Here is a 14,220-nt window from a genome sequence, read left to right as displayed (position 1 = left end):
AAAGTCGGCCGAAGTCCTTGATCCGACTCAGGCCGCCACGCCAAGCCCGAGCCGGTCGATCGCCAGCTTTCTCGTCGACACATAGTCGGTCTTGCCGGAACCGAGCACCGGGATCTCCTCGACCTTGACGATGTCGTTAGGCACCATCAGTTCGGCCGCTCCGGCCTTTTTGCCGAACTGACGCAACTCCTCGGCGCTGGCATCGTCGGCGGTGGTGACCAGCACGATGCGCTCGCCCCGCCTCTTGTCCGGCACCGCCACCGCCGCATGGCGTTCTTCCGGCCAAAGCGACTGCACCAGCATCTCGACCGCACCCAGCGACACCATCTCGCCAGCGATCTTGGCGAAGCGCTTGGCGCGGCCGCGAATGCTGATGAAGCCTTCGCGGTCGACGGCGACGATATCGCCCGTGTCGTGCCAGCCGGTCAGCGGCTGGAGCTCGCCGGGGCGGTCCGCGGTCATGTAGCCCATCATCATGTTCGGCCCGTCGAGCCACAACTGGCCGGCATCGTTGATGCCTTCGACTGGCTCCAGTTTCATGCGAATGGCCGGCAGAAGCCGGCCGACCGTGCCGTCGCGGCCGTGGATCGCGGTGTTGACGGCAACCACGGGCGCCGCCTCGGTCAGTCCGAAGCCCTCGATGATCTCGGCGTGGAAGCGTTCGCGATAAACGCGGCGGGTATCCGGCTTCACCGCCTCGGCGCCGGCGACGACGAAGCGCAGACTGGAGAAATCCCCGTCCTTGGCGGTACGCGCATAGTTGGCGAGGAACGTGTCGGTGCCGAACATGATGGTCGGTTTCACCTTGCGCGCGATCTCGGGGATGAGCTTGTAGTGGAGAGGCGAGGGATAGAGGAACAGCTTTACCCCGGTGACCAGTGGCAGGATGGTGCCGCCCGTCAGGCCGAACGAATGGAACACCGGCAACACGTTGAGCAGGATGTCCGCCGGCGAAATGGTGATCCGCGCCTCGGCCTGCATGGCATTGGCGAGGAGATTCTTTTGCGACAGAACAACGGCCTTCGGCGTGCCTTCGGAGCCCGAGGTGAACAGGATCACGCCGGGCTTTGCCGCGTCCTGTCGCTGCAGCGGCAGGCGCCACAGCAAGGCGGCTGCAAGCTTGTCCAGCGTGGTGACGCTTTCGCGTACATCTTCCAGCCACAGCAGCCTGGCGCCGCCCTTCTCGACCGCGGCGACGATATCGGCGAGATCGGCCTTCTCGACGAAGGCACGCGAAGAGACAACGGTGCGGATGACGGCGGTGCGGACAGCCGCGGTGACGCTTGCCGGCCCGGCCGTGTAGTTGATCATCGCCGCCACACGGCCCGCCGAGAGCAGGCCGACGAGCGACAGCACGACGCCGTTGGCGTTGGGCAGCATCACCCCCACAGCTTCGCCCGGCGCCGTCACCGCCTCGAAGCGCCTGCCCAGCACCCGCGCGCCGATGAACATCTTGCGGTAGCTCAGCGCCCCGGAAATGACGTCCTCGATGATCGCATGCGAAGCGCCGATCCTGGTTGCGGCGTCGCGCATGGCAAGGAACAGGCCGCGGTCGAGGTCGGTGCCAAAAAGCCGGGCCTCCGCGACGCGGTCGAACAGCGCATTGGTGTTGGAAGCCTGGTCCGGATTGCGCGCCACCAGTTCGGCGATCGTCATCGGCTCCAGGACACTGACCGACAGCCGTGGAAACCAGTGACGCGGTGCCTTGTCCGCCGACGTCAGCGACACCGGCAGGTTGCGGGCGCCGGCGACGAAGATCGGCACGATGCGGGCGTCGGCCTGCATGGCGATGCGGGTGACGGCGCGGAACAGCCGAAACGTCTTGACGTCGGGCTCGACCGCGTCCGGCAGATAGACGGCCAGCCGGCCCTTGCCCTTCAGCACGCGCACCAGCCGGCGGCTGACGAAGACATGTTCGGCGTTGAAGGCAATGGTGCGGCCGAGTTCGCGCCATGGTTCGAGCCAAGGCGAACGCGCCGAGACCTCGTCGAGTATATGCAGCGTGTCGTCGGGCAGCAGCGACAGCATCAGCGCCGGCTCGAAGCGCGACTGGTGCGAGATGACATAGATGACCGGCACCTGCGCCTTGCGAGCGATCTTGATGCGATTGTCGCTGATCCGGTAGGCGAGCTTGAACGGTGCGTAGAGCAGCGCTTGGGTGAAGCGCAGGCCGAGGCGGAATTTTTCCACCACGCCGATCAGCAACCAGGCCACAACCAGACCCGCAAGCAGCGCCAGTGTCAGGATCATGCCGCGTCTCTCCCAACGATTTTGTCATTGCGGCTCTTGTGCGGCCGCTTCGGGGGCAGAGCCTAGCGGAAGTCGAGGCAAGGTCAATGCGGAAGGGGCGCCCTCACGCCGCGTTCAGCCGCCCGCTGATGAAACGGAACTCCTGCGTCTTGCCGCCGTAGCCATAGGCCGCTGCCGGAACCTCATGCACGAAAGCATAGCTCTCCTGGTGCACGCCGCTTAGCAGGCGGCCAAAGGCATCGAAGATCGCCTCGAGATAGGCCTCCAGTTCGAGCTTTGTGTTGGTGCCATCGACCACCTTGATGTCGAGCCAGAACGTGTTGGTGCCGTGCTCGGCGAGCGACTTGCCGCCGGCGAACCAGTGCTGCGGATCGAGATAGGACACGGCAACTGCGGTGATCGTCGGATCCTTGCGCAGATGCGTGGCGGTGATCTCGGTTATTTCCCTGGCGATGCTGGCCGACAGGGTGGCGTCGGGCTTGCCGGTGACGCTGACATTGATGATGGGCATTTTGCTCTCCTTGGTTTTTTAGCGGCGTGGGCGCCGTTGAAGACCATGCCATCATCTTTTGATCGAAAAAACTGAATTGTTTTCAACTGATGATTTGATAAAATCGAATTATGGAAACGCTTGATCCCGACCTGCTCAGAACCTTCCTTGCTTTCGTCGACAGCGGTTCGCTGGCGCAGGCGGCGGCCAATGTCGGCCGCTCACCCTCGGCGGTGACGGCGCAGATGCAGCGCTTGGAAGAGATCGTCGGTGAGCCACTTCTGGCGCCGCAGGGCAGGGGGCGCGGCCTGACGCCGGCAGGCGAGGATCTTGTCGGGCACGCCAGGCGTATTCTTGCCGTGCATCGCCAGGCCTGGCTGGCGCTGAAGGGCGCGCGCGCTGCCGGGCGCGTCGCCATCGGCACGACGCAGGATTTCGCCGATAGCGGCCTGCCGGACCTGCTGCGTGCCTTCGCCTCCAGCCATCCCCGCGTCAGGATCGAATTGCGTGTCGGCCGCTCCGCCGAACTGGCGCAGGCGTTACAAGCTGGCAGCCTCGATCTGGCGATCGTCATGCGCCAGGCTGCCGTGCCGGACGAGGTCGGCGTGTTGCGCGAGCCGATGACATGGCTGTGTTCGCAGAAGGGACTGGCCTCGCGGCAGGAAGAATTGCCGCTGGCGCTGCTCGACCCCTATTGCGGGTTTCGCGAGGCGGCGCTCGCCGCGCTCGACGCCGCCGGCCGCCGCTATCGCATCGCTGCCGGCAGCGCCAGCCTGGCCGGTCTGCGCACTGCGGTAAATGCCGGTGTTGCGCTGACCTTGCGAACCCCGCGCTTTGCCCATTCCGGCATTGTCGAAGCGCCCCGCGAACTTGGCTTGCCGCCGGTTCCGATGGCTGAGTTCGCGATCCGCCTGCGCGCCGGTGCCGATGCGCCCGCGGGCGATCTGGCGACGCTGCTCGGCGGTAGCCTCGCTTTGTCCGGACCGCTTGGTTGATTTGACTAGGCGCGAAGTTCCGTCGCCGGTCTATTGGCTGGAAAGCCGACTTGCGGTCGACCCGTCTGTTGCAAAGCAAAAGCTGTCGCAAAGAAAAAGCCGACCTTGCGGTCGGCTTGGAGTAGGACGGGCCGAGGGGTTTGGGGGGACTTGGGGGGTGGCCCGTCGCACTAATAATGTCCGGGCACGGTGATGGTTCCGTGACTTGGAAAATTTTTTACGAAATATTTGAAGACGCTTGCCGGGAGCGTGCCTTCAGCCAGTCACGGCCGGCATGGGCAAAGACGGCGCCGAGTACGATGGCACCGCCGACCATGCTGGCCAGCGGCGGGATTTCGGCCAGGAACAGAAATGCAAACAGGATCGCGAACGGCACTTCCGCCGAACCGAGCAGGCCCGATTCAGGCGCCGGGATCAGCCGCGAGCCTTCCGTCCACAGAATGGAAGCCAGTGCGAAGGACGCGCCGAAGGTGGCAAGCAGGATAGCGTCCCTTGATGAGACCGCCAGGGGATCGGTGACGAACCATCCGAGTATGAACAGCAGGAAGGCCGAAACCGCGCCGGCCCACACAACGGGCGTGTCACGGAACGCGCGAACCATGATCATGTACAGCGCGCTGCCGGCCGTCATCAGCAGCGCCAGCCCGTCGCCGAACAAATTGCCGGTGGCAAAACCCGACCACACCATGATGGCGACCCCGCACAGCGACACCGCCGCCGCCACCATCGTCTGCAGCCGGAAAGGCTCGCGCACGAGCATCCAGGCCAGTACGGCGGCAATGAAGGGCGACGTCGCGTAGATGACCGCGACATTGGCGACGAAAGTGAACTTGAAAGCGGAAATGAAGGCGATGCTGGCCAGTGCGCCTTCGATGGCCAGCAGCCAGCCGCGCCAGCCAAGCCGCAGCGGTTCACGGTTGCCGGCACGGCGGCGGCGCCACAATACGTAGAGGCTGATCAGGATCGCGCCGACAAAGCCGCGCCAGCAGGTGATCGTCAGCGGATCGGCATGGATCGACTTGGTCAGAACGCCGGTCAGCCCGAATACAGCCGCCGAGGATGATACCAGCAGGATACCCAGCGTGCGTTCGGCGGTTTCCGCGGTGGCCGTGATCTCAGTCATGCCGGCAGCCTACCTTGCCTCGTCCTGACATCGTCGTGTCGGGAGTAATGACCATCCACGTCAAAGCCGCTTGCGGAAATGTTCGCCGCCGACGATCAGCAGGCCGGCGGCGACGATAAGGGCGGCACCCAGGAACACTTCGCGGCGCGGCACGTCGCCCCAGATCGCGAAGCCGAGCGCGAACGCCCACAACAGCGAGGTGTACTCGAGCGGCGCCAGGATCGATGCCGGCGTACGCTTCATGCCCTCGAAGAGAAGATATTGCGCCAGGCCGCCGAGCGCACCGACGCTGGCAAGAAGCAGCAATTGTGCCGGGTCCGGCGTATGCCACCACGACAGCGCCGGCACCGCCGAAAAAACCAGGAAATAGAAATTGTTGAGGAGGAGCTGGATCGTCGAGCGCTCGGCAAGCGCCGTCTTGCGCAGAAGCACGATGGCGATGCCCCAAAGGCAGGCCGCCGTCAGTACCAGCAACACGGGCACGGACAGGCCAAGATGGGCGGGATCGCAGGCGACAAAGACGCCGGCAAAGCCGATCAGAACCGCCAGCCAGCGCAGAACGGGCACCTTTTCGCCGAGCAAGACCACCGATAGCACGGTGACGATGATCGGAGCCGCGTAATAGACGGTGGTCAGTTCGGCGAGTTGCAGGCTGCGGGCGGCATTGTAGTAACAGAGCCAGGCGGCGAGCGTGAAGGCGCTGCGCACCAGCATCGGCCGCACGATCGGCGAGCGCACCGTATCGGCGAACAGCGGCCGCCCGCCGATCACCGCGCAGGCGCCAAGAATGGTGATGCTGCGGAAGAACATGATCTGCCAGACGGTCATGCCGGTGACCAGCAGTTTGATCGAGGCGTCCTGCGTCGAAAACAGCAAATAGGCGGCGCCCGTCAGCAGGATTCCGGCGAAGACCCTTTCGCGTGTATCGAGAATGGCGATATCGGCCATAAGGCGTGCGCCTGCTTGAGTGAAGGCGGCCCCAGCCCCCGGCGGCTCCGCACCTGCCAGCTATACGGGCGAAATCCCGCACGGCGCTGCTCCAGCACCGCGCTTGCTTTTGGGGCAGGCGGCAGTGGTGCGAAATGCAGCTTGTCCCGGATGCGGCTTCTGGCGCGGCACGGTCGATTGGTTTAGCATCATCTTATAAAGCCGGAGACGAAGGCAGGCGCGCAGAACGCCGGGGGACGGACATCGAATTGGCGCTCAGCTCATGCCAGATGTAGCTTGTGCGGGCGCGGCGTGACGGGCCGCTTCTGCTAGAGCGGATATTGCGGGGAGAAGGCCGATGCAGAAACTGCAGTCGCAAGGCGTCCATCACATCACGCTGGTCGGTGCCGGTCGCCAGACCTCGATCGATTTCTGGGAAGGGGTGCTGGGCATGCCTTTCATCTTCGAGCAGCCCAATCTCGACAAGCCGAGCGAAAGCCATCTTTATTTCGATCCGGGCGACGGCCGGCTGATCACCATCTTCACCGACGAGACCCGCACGGCCGTGCAGCGCCGCACCCCGACCGACCCGGGCTGCGTGCATCACATCGCCTTTTCGGTGTCCCGCGTCACTTTCCTGCAGGCGGTCGCCCGGCTCGACGAGCGCGCCATCAAACACAGTGGCGTCAAGGATCGCGGCTTCATGGATTCAATCTATTTCGAGGATCCGCTCGGCCTTCTGATCGAGCTTGCCTCTTATCGTTTCGAGCCGCCTGCAGGCTTCACCCATGCCGATGTGCTGATGGAGGCGCATAAGCTTCGCGTCACGCGTGGCGACTACAACATCGCCGAGGTGCATCTGGCTGATGCGATCCAGGCGCTGGTGGAACGCGCGCGCGCGACATTGTCGGCGGACCGGGCGCCCAAAAATCCATACTGAAGGCTGAACAGGCAAGGGAGGAACACGTGGCAAAAGCAGTGGCGAAAAGCGCAGGGAAACCGGCCGCCAAACCAGCGGCAAAAACGACCGCGAAGCCGGCAGCAAAAGCTGCGACCAAGACGGCGTCAAAGGCCGCCGGCAAGACCGCGGCCAAGGCCAAGGCGAAACCGGCAAGGAAATCGGCGCTGACCATCAGCATGCTGAAGCCGAGCGTCAACAACATGACCGTTCGCGTCTTTGCCCGCGCCGCCGGGCTCGACCATGCGGAGACCGATGCGTGGGGGCACACGCGCTCGCCCGAATACATGGCGCGCAATCCGGCCCATCTGACGCCGATGATCGAGGACAAGGGCCTGCCGCGTGGCGTGCTGTGGGAGAGCTGCGCCATCATGCAATATCTTTCCAACAAGCATGGGCTGGAGAAATTCTACCCCAAGGCGCCAGCCAAGCGGGCGATGATAGACAGCGCCATGTTCTATCTGATCGGCACGCTCTATCCCTATGTCGCGCGCGCCACCTATCCGGCGCTCGGCTTCCCGCAATATGCCGGCGAAGTCGGTCACAGCGACGCCCACCCGGATAGGAAATCGGAGGCGCAGAAGGCCGCGGTCGCCGCCATTGCCGAGCCTCTCGAGGTCTTCCACTCCTTCTTCCGCGACGGCAAGCCGTTCATCGGCGGCAAGAACCCGTCGATCGCCGACATCCGTCTTGCGGCGACGCTCGAATTCCTCGCCGTCATCGACTACGCCCTGCCCAAATGGGCGAAGGAATACATGGCTGCGATGGAGAAGAAGCTCGGCAAGGCCTATGCTGGTCCGGCCGGCGACGTGCGCGGCTACATCGCCCATGTGAGGTCGCAGGCCAAGGCGTGAGTCCAACCAGTCGATGGGGCGATGAGCTGCGGAAGCGGCCACGGGATTGATCTCACCGGCGACGTCGCGTTCCCCGCCAGCTTGAAGTTGGCGGGGCTTGCTTTAGTCTGGGCGCGGATGCAGTCGATTTTTTCTCTCGACCGGCTTGAACGCTGGAGTGGTGGCGTGGCCGCCGCGGCCCTGGCGGCAACGCCCGAAGACTTGTCGGCCCGCTTCAGCGCGGCGGCGAGGGTGCTGCTTGGCTCGGATCGTGTCTATGTTGGCTTCTATCGTCGCGACATAACATCCCTGACCATCGACGATGCCGGACCCGATCGCTGGAACCGGGACTATGATGCGCGCGTCTATCGCCAGGATCCGTTCTTCCAGAGGTTCGCCAGCACCAGACAGGATTTCCTGCTGCCGTTGTCGGCTCTCAGCCAAGGCGATTTCCAGCGCACGCCGTATTACCGCGAATTCTACGGGCCCTCCGGCAGCTTCGATGAAATAACCGGCGTGTTCAACCTCGACGGACTGACCGCCGGCTATGTAACCTTTCTTCGCCGGGAAGGCGCACCGCGTTTTGGCGAGCATGATCTGGCCGTGGCCGGCGCGGCGAGCAGCGCGACAAAGCTCATTCTGCAAAGGCTGCTTCATTTGTGCCGTCTTCGCGACAAGGGTTCCGCAATCGAAGCCGCGGGGTCGCAACTCAGCGCCCGGGAAAGGCAGATCGCGCGGCTCCTGATCGAGGGTGGCAGCGCCAAGACGATTTCGCGAAACCTGTCGATTTCACCCGGCACCGTGCGCAACCACATCAAGCAGGTCTACCGCAAGCTCGGTGTGCACTCCCAGGTCGAGCTGTTGGCCATAGGCTGGAAGGCCTCGCCCAACTGATGGTTCGCCAGCTTCACTGTCCCGTCACGACGCGTGTCCACATGCGGTTTTGCAGTCGCAGCAGCTTTGCGTCGTTGTTCTCGACCACGAACAGCTTGGCCTTTACATCGTCGGATGGGAAAACGCCGGGATCCTTTGCGACGGCCTGATCCATCAGTGGCAGGGATTCCGGGATCGCATTGGCATAGGAAACATAACTGGAATTGGCCGCTGCGATATCGGGCCGCAAGTTGAAATCGATCCAGGCTTGGGCATTCTCCGGATGCGGCGCATCCTTCGGCACGGCCATCGTATCGAAGTTTATCAGCGTGCCTTCCCTTGGAATGGAATATGCAATCTCCAGCTTCTTCGCGGATTCCGCCGCACGGGTCTTGGCCTGCAATATGTCGCCCGACCAGCCCAGCACGACACAGATGTCGCCATTCGCCAGGTCGTTGATGTATTTCGACGAGTGGAAGTAACGGATATAGGGACGCACCTTGCCCATCAGCTCTTCGACCTTGGCGAGGTCGTCCGGACTGGTCGACCTGGGATCGATGTGGAGATAGTTCATAGCCATAGGAATGATCTCCGCCGGAGCATCGATCATGGCGACGCCGCAATCGGAGAATTTCTTGACGACGTCGACGTCGAAGACCATGGCGAAGGAACCTGTCGGCGCATCCGGCATCCGTTGCTTGACGGCAGCGACATTGTAGCCGATCCCGTCTGTGACGGCCATATAAGGCACGGCGTACAGGTTCTGCGGATCCGCACCCGCGATCAGCGACAAGGCTTGCGGATCGATTTTCGAGTGGTTTGAAAGCTTCGATCTGTCGAGCCGCAGGAAAGCGCCTGCCTTCACCTGGTTCTTCAGGAACGGAAAGGCCGAGGGATAGACCACGTCATATCCCGAGCCGCCGGTGAGCAGTTTCGTCTCAAGGACCTCGTTGCCGTCATAGACATCGTAGCGGACCTTGATGCCCGTCTCCTTCTCGAATTTCTCAGCTGTGTCCGGGGCGATGTAGTCGGACCAGTTGTAGACGTTGACCACCTTCTCATCGTCCGCCCGGGCGACGCCGAAACTGATGCCGCAGGCAAGCGCGGCGGTCAGGATTGGGAAGAGCAGAGCGCGCATGGGTATCTCCTTTTGCCTGGCGGGCCGACGCGGCGCACCGTTCTGATTTCACTTCGGCACGCTTGCCGCTCAACGCCGGTGGGGCGCATAAACGGGTAACGTGATACAGGCGACATTGCCGCCTCCGAGCAGAATTTCGCGGGAGTTCTCGATGCCGACGAGCTTGTGATCGGGAAACAGCGTGGCCAGCTGTTGCTTTGCCTTCCCGTCGAGATTGCAGCCGAATTCCGGCACGACCACGACGCTGTTGCCCGGATAATAGTTGATGTAACTCGCCGCGATCCGGTTGCCGGTCGGCCGTGCCCAGGTCGAATCGACCCGGTCCACGCTCTCGCTTTCTTCCATCGTCATCTCGATCGGCAGGGGATGGTGCAGCCGATGAACCTCCAGGCGACGGCCACGCGCGTCGCGGGCCGAGCGCAGCACCTCTTCGGCTTCGCGTACGATCTCATATTGCGGATCGTCCCGCTCGTCGGTCCAGCTCAGCGCCACAACGCCCGGACGAACGAAGCAGCAGAGGTCGTCGACATGGCCATCCGTCTCGTCGAAAGCAAAACCGCGCGGCAGCCAGATGATTTTGTCGACGCCGAGATAGTCGCCAAGCTGTTGTTCCACCTTCGCCTTTCCGAGATGGGCATTACGGTTGCGATTGAGCAGGCACTGCTCGGTCGTGATGAGCGTGCCTTGGCCGTCGCATTGCAGTCCGCCGCCCTCGGCGATCAGCGGTGCGCGATAACGGTCCATCCTCTCGATCTCGAGGACCTTTTGCGCCACGAGGTCGTCGAGATCCCAAGGCGAGTAGAGGCCGCCGTCGAAACCGCCATAAGCGTTGAAGATCCAATCGACGCCGCGCACTTCGCCTCGATCATTGACGACGAAATTGGGGCCACTGTCGCGGAGCCAGGAATCATTGGTCGACATTTCCACGACGCGCACATGGCTGGGCAATCGCGCTCTTGCGTTCTGCCACTGGCGGCTGGACGCCGCCACCGTCATCGGCTCGCTTTGTGCGATCGCCGCAGCGACATTGGCGAACAGCCTCTGCGCGGGCTTGGCGCCCAGCCGCCAGGTGTCCGGCCGTTCTGGCCAGATCAGCCAACAGCCCGATTTGGGTTCGAATTCGCCAGGGGCGCGAAACCCATCCTGCCTCGGTGTGGTCGGGAGCGTATGTGACATTGTGGGACCACCGGAAAATGGAATGACGAAACCTTGCCCGATCAGACGGTTTTGGGGCCTTGTCCGTCAATGTCCCATTTGGGACAGCTTGATCACTGCGCCCGCCACCGGGCCTGCATCGGCGCCTTGGTTGCCCGGGGACTCGATGTCCTGTCGTTTACTGGGTTGCCTGGTAAAGCTGTGAAGCGGCCTGCTTCAGCGCGCGCCGTCCATCCGGTTCGAGATACATCATGTGCCCACCTTCAACGACGTCGAGGCGGATCGGCCTGGCGCCGGCGAGCGACGGGATCTGGCTGACCAGATAACGCGACGCCAGATAGGGAGTGACGAGATCGGTGTAGCCATTGACGATGACGACGCCCAGCGCGGGATTCAAGGACCGCGCCCGTTGCAGGTCATCCATCACGCCGGCATAGCCCTGGCGCGAGGCGCTCGTCCCATAGTCCCAGTTGTGGCTGATATCGCCGTTCAGCAAGCGGTAGCTGACATCGGTGCGAAAGTTCAGCTCGTCGCGCGCGTAAGCGACAAAGGCTGAGGTCAGCGCCGGCACACTACGGTCCAGCACCGGATCGGGGCCAGCGATACGGGCGCTCTGGGGAGCGATGTCCGCCGTCGCGATCATGCCGTCATAGGGGCTGAGCACCTTACGCATGGCACGGCCAAACTCCCTTGCGAAGAGCGAGGTCGGGACGCGGGCGAAGTTGCGGTGAACGAGGTCGAGAGGCAGGCCGGTGATCTCGGCCACGCGATCACCCGCCAGCCGTCCGCCTTGCTCCAGCCCACTGGTGAGCGCACTGAGGTACTCGCCAAGTGCATAATGCTCGACCTCGGCGAGCTTTTTCCGCAAAGTGTCGCCGCTGACACCTTCACTGCGCAGGCGAACCGCGGCGAGGGAGGGTAGTTCGAGAGCCCAATGCAGCGGCTCGAATTCGTCGGGCTGCACCAGGGTGAATTCCAGCGCCGGCGAGATCAGCACGATGCCGCTCGGGCTGATGCCGATATCTTCCTGCAGCGTCCTGGCAAGCAGTGCCGCCCGGAACCCGCCATAGCTCTCACCGGCGAGGAACAGCGGAGATCCCATGCGGCCGTTTTGGGCGAGATAGAGCCTGATGAAGGCGCCGACCGAACTGGCGTCCTGGCTGACGCCCCAGAAGTCGTGCGTATCGTGGCCGGGCGCCTCGCGGCTGTAGCCGGTTCCCACCGGGTCGACGAAGACGAGGTCGGTCATGTCGAGCCAACTGTCGGGATTGTCGATGAGCTTTTGCGGCGAGGGGAGGAATTCCCCGCCGGCTCCGGTCGCCACGACGCGCGGTCCGAGCGCGCCGAGATGCAGATAGGCTGAAGCGGCGCCCGGGCCGCCGTTGAACACGAAGGTGATTGGCCGCGGTGCTTCCGTCGCCACGCTCTCCCGCGGCTTCAGCGTATAGGCAACATAGAAGATCTCCGCCGTGATCTCGCCCTTGCCGGAGAGCAGCGGAAGCGTGCCGGCCTTTGCCTGATACCGCAGGCTGCGTCCGCCAATGGTGATCGAATGGTCGGTGATCTCAGGTGACGGCAGCAGTGAAAGCACGCCGCCCGCGGGTGCCGGCCGCTCCGCCGTTTCGGCCAGGAGAGGCTGCGCGAAACCGGCAAGCATGAAGAGGACAAGGGAGACGAGTTTCAGCTTGGAACGCATGAGACCTCCGCGGAAAAGACTCCCGCATAGCTATGGCCGAGGCGGATGAAGTCAAAGGGATCAGACGATGGCGCGCCCACTGCTGTTGTTTCGGCCGAACCAGTTCCTGACAGCTTGGGTCGTCATGTTTGGATTGCCTCACACGTCTCGCAGGACCATGCTATCAAGGCAGAAAGCCTGTCGGAGGAACGAAAATGGACGCAACCGAGCTGAAGGCCATGCAGGCGCCGCTGAAGCAGGCCTACCGCGACGACGCCACGCAAGCACTGATCACGCTAAGGGCAAAGGGCTCGATCGACGAACAGTCGGTGGCCTGCAAGGTGGAGACGGGCAGGGCGTTGGCAATCGCCGGCCTTCATCCGGCAACAGGCGGCTCGGGGCTCGAACTGTGCTCCGGCGACATGCTGCTCGAGGCGCTGGTGGCGTGCGCCGGGGTGACGCTGAAGGCGGTGGCGACGGCGCTCGAATTCAAGCTCGGCGCCGCTACCGTTGAAGCCGAAGGCGATCTTGATTTTCGCGGCACGCTTGGTGTCGCCAAGGATGCGCCGGTCGGCTTTCGCGCCATTCGGCTCAATTTCAATCTCGACACGGCGGAGCCTCCGGAGCGCATTGATTCGCTGCTGAAGCTGACCGAGCGCTATTGCGTGGTGTTCCAGACCATCAAACAAAAGCCGGAACTGACGGTGAGCGCGCGGTGATGAATCGCAAGGCCCGCGGCAGCGGTCGGGGGCCTTGCGATCTGATGCTTACTGAGCTGCCGGCTCTTCGGCGTCGCCTTCGTCGGTGAAGGGCGAGGCGCTCGGCACGCACTGCACGGACCAGCCGGCGGGTGTCGGCTGCTTCTGATACTCGGTGATGGCGGCGGTGCACTGTTCGCGCTTGTCGAAGGTGCTGGGCAGCACGACCATGCCGCCCTGCGGGCCGGCGATTACCAGATACCAGACCAATGCTGCGGTCGTAGCCATGGAGTTTTCCTTGTTCTGCCCAGATCGGGCTCTCGTTGCGGGATTCGCTCGATCCTAACAACTCCTCGGAAATGACGAAAGCATGACCGCCCAGCGGCTTCTCCTCTCAGATCACAGCCGCGTGATGATCCGTCGGGTTCCTAGCTGCGGTATTGCCCTCCGCCGTGGTTCAGTCGGTCGCAAAGCAATAGAACAGGCCGTCGCCGCCTGTGCCTTTCAGCGCCTCCTGGCTGCAGCCGCCACGCGAGGCATGCGAAGAATTCCACGACTTCGCCGCCGCCGAATCGTCGAGACCGGTGCGGTCGTGATGGCCCATCATCGCCGCCCCTTCGGAGCCGCTCATCGTCCAGTCGCCGCAGGTCTGGTCGGCGATCCTGGTGCCGTCGGGCTTGGAGCCGGTCAGCATGTCGTGTCGGTTGGGCGTATCGCCGCGGCCGTTGACCGTCTCACCCTTCTCGTTCAGCGCGGTTTGCTTGGTGATGCCGTTGGCGTCGCTGTGCAGCGAGGCGACATCATCGGCGATCTTGGCGCCCTTGGCGTTGAACCAGGGACCCTTGCCGATGCGATCGCGCGCATCCTCCGCGCTGGTCGAGAGATATGCGTGCCAGGTCTTGCCGGTGACGCCGGCGGCTTCCGCCAGCGACGCGCAATGGGCATCCGCGCCCTTCAGGCCGCCGAGATCGCCCCCCTTGCCGGAGCCGACGCTGGTGACGAAGAAACTCATCTTGGTATCTTGGGAAACGGCCACGCCCACCGTAGCTCCAAGAGCGGCGGCAAGGGCGGTGGCGGCAACGATGGCGAGTCTTGGCATGTCGGT

The 14,220-nt window shown here is 63.5% G+C and carries 14 protein-coding genes; 5 read left to right on the top strand and 9 right to left on the bottom strand.

All coding sequences use genetic code 11. The features are described 5' to 3' along the window. Positions 1–27: 27 nt before the first annotated feature. On the bottom strand, positions 28–2,250 hold the full coding sequence (locus tag FJ543_RS29170) for an AMP-binding protein (protein WP_140878618.1): 2,223 nt from the start codon (positions 2,248–2,250) through the stop codon (positions 28–30). Between the two features lie 103 nt (positions 2,251–2,353). Next, positions 2,354–2,761 (bottom strand): 4-oxalocrotonate tautomerase family protein, encoded by a 408-nt coding sequence (locus FJ543_RS29165; RefSeq protein WP_140823747.1) that lies wholly within the window; start codon positions 2,759–2,761, stop codon positions 2,354–2,356. A 110-nt stretch (positions 2,762–2,871) separates the two neighbouring features. On the opposite strand from FJ543_RS29165, the gene FJ543_RS29160 reads away from it, so the two are divergent. Next, the gene (locus tag FJ543_RS29160) at positions 2,872–3,735 is read left to right on the top strand and encodes a LysR substrate-binding domain-containing protein (protein ID WP_140823746.1); all 864 of its coding nucleotides are present in this window, start codon (positions 2,872–2,874) and stop codon (positions 3,733–3,735) included. A 217-nt stretch (positions 3,736–3,952) separates the two neighbouring features. Here FJ543_RS29160 and FJ543_RS29155 read toward each other — a convergent pair whose 3' ends face one another. Next, positions 3,953–4,858 (bottom strand): DMT family transporter, encoded by a 906-nt coding sequence (locus tag FJ543_RS29155; protein WP_140823745.1) that lies wholly within the window; start codon positions 4,856–4,858, stop codon positions 3,953–3,955. Positions 4,859–4,918: 60 nt separating this feature from the next. Further along, entirely contained in the window at positions 4,919–5,806 is an 888-nt protein-coding gene (locus FJ543_RS29150) for a DMT family transporter (protein ID WP_140617238.1), read from the bottom strand. 337 nt (positions 5,807–6,143) lie between these two features. Between FJ543_RS29150 and FJ543_RS29145 the strand changes: the two genes are divergently transcribed. The 3 genes from FJ543_RS29145 (at position 6,144) to FJ543_RS29135 (ending at position 8,470) form a co-directional block, all read left to right on the top strand. Then, a complete protein-coding gene (locus FJ543_RS29145; protein WP_015318526.1) occupies positions 6,144–6,725 on the top strand; it encodes a VOC family protein in 582 nt (193 codons plus the stop codon). A gap of 26 nt (positions 6,726–6,751) precedes the next feature. Then, positions 6,752–7,597 (top strand): glutathione S-transferase family protein, encoded by an 846-nt coding sequence (locus FJ543_RS29140; protein WP_140878617.1) that lies wholly within the window; start codon positions 6,752–6,754, stop codon positions 7,595–7,597. Positions 7,598–7,762: 165 nt separating this feature from the next. Next, positions 7,763–8,470, top strand: coding sequence for a LuxR C-terminal-related transcriptional regulator (locus FJ543_RS29135; RefSeq protein WP_224622140.1), 708 nt, complete (start codon positions 7,763–7,765; stop codon positions 8,468–8,470). 13 nt (positions 8,471–8,483) lie between these two features. Here FJ543_RS29135 and FJ543_RS29130 read toward each other — a convergent pair whose 3' ends face one another. The 3 genes from FJ543_RS29130 to FJ543_RS29120 form a co-directional block, all read right to left on the bottom strand. Further along, complete coding sequence (locus tag FJ543_RS29130) at positions 8,484–9,587, bottom strand: polyamine ABC transporter substrate-binding protein (protein ID WP_140726384.1); 1,104 nt, start codon at positions 9,585–9,587, stop codon at positions 8,484–8,486. A 69-nt stretch (positions 9,588–9,656) separates the two neighbouring features. Continuing rightward, the gene (gene aguA, locus FJ543_RS29125) at positions 9,657–10,763 is read right to left on the bottom strand and encodes an agmatine deiminase (RefSeq protein WP_140726381.1); all 1,107 of its coding nucleotides are present in this window, start codon (positions 10,761–10,763) and stop codon (positions 9,657–9,659) included. A 157-nt stretch (positions 10,764–10,920) separates the two neighbouring features. Further along, positions 10,921–12,438, bottom strand: a complete 1,518-nt coding sequence (locus FJ543_RS29120) for an alpha/beta hydrolase (protein ID WP_140726378.1) — start codon at positions 12,436–12,438, stop codon at positions 10,921–10,923. Between the two features lie 194 nt (positions 12,439–12,632). Here FJ543_RS29120 and FJ543_RS29115 point away from each other — a divergent pair, with 194 nt between their 5' ends. Next, the gene (locus FJ543_RS29115) at positions 12,633–13,136 is read left to right on the top strand and encodes an OsmC family protein (RefSeq protein ID WP_140617232.1); all 504 of its coding nucleotides are present in this window, start codon (positions 12,633–12,635) and stop codon (positions 13,134–13,136) included. Between the two features lie 48 nt (positions 13,137–13,184). Here FJ543_RS29115 and FJ543_RS29110 read toward each other — a convergent pair whose 3' ends face one another. Both FJ543_RS29110 and FJ543_RS29105 read right to left on the bottom strand, forming a co-directional pair. After that, positions 13,185–13,403, bottom strand: coding sequence for a hypothetical protein (locus FJ543_RS29110; RefSeq protein WP_015318519.1), 219 nt, complete (start codon positions 13,401–13,403; stop codon positions 13,185–13,187). Positions 13,404–13,572: 169 nt separating this feature from the next. Further along, a complete protein-coding gene (locus FJ543_RS29105; protein ID WP_140726375.1) occupies positions 13,573–14,214 on the bottom strand; it encodes a hypothetical protein in 642 nt (213 codons plus the stop codon). Positions 14,215–14,220 lie beyond the last annotated feature (6 nt).

This window comes from Mesorhizobium sp. B2-5-7 (assembly GCF_006440875.1).
Classification (GTDB): Bacteria; Pseudomonadota; Alphaproteobacteria; order Rhizobiales; family Rhizobiaceae; genus Mesorhizobium; species Mesorhizobium australicum.
This window is presented reverse-complemented; position numbering and strand designations above follow the sequence as displayed.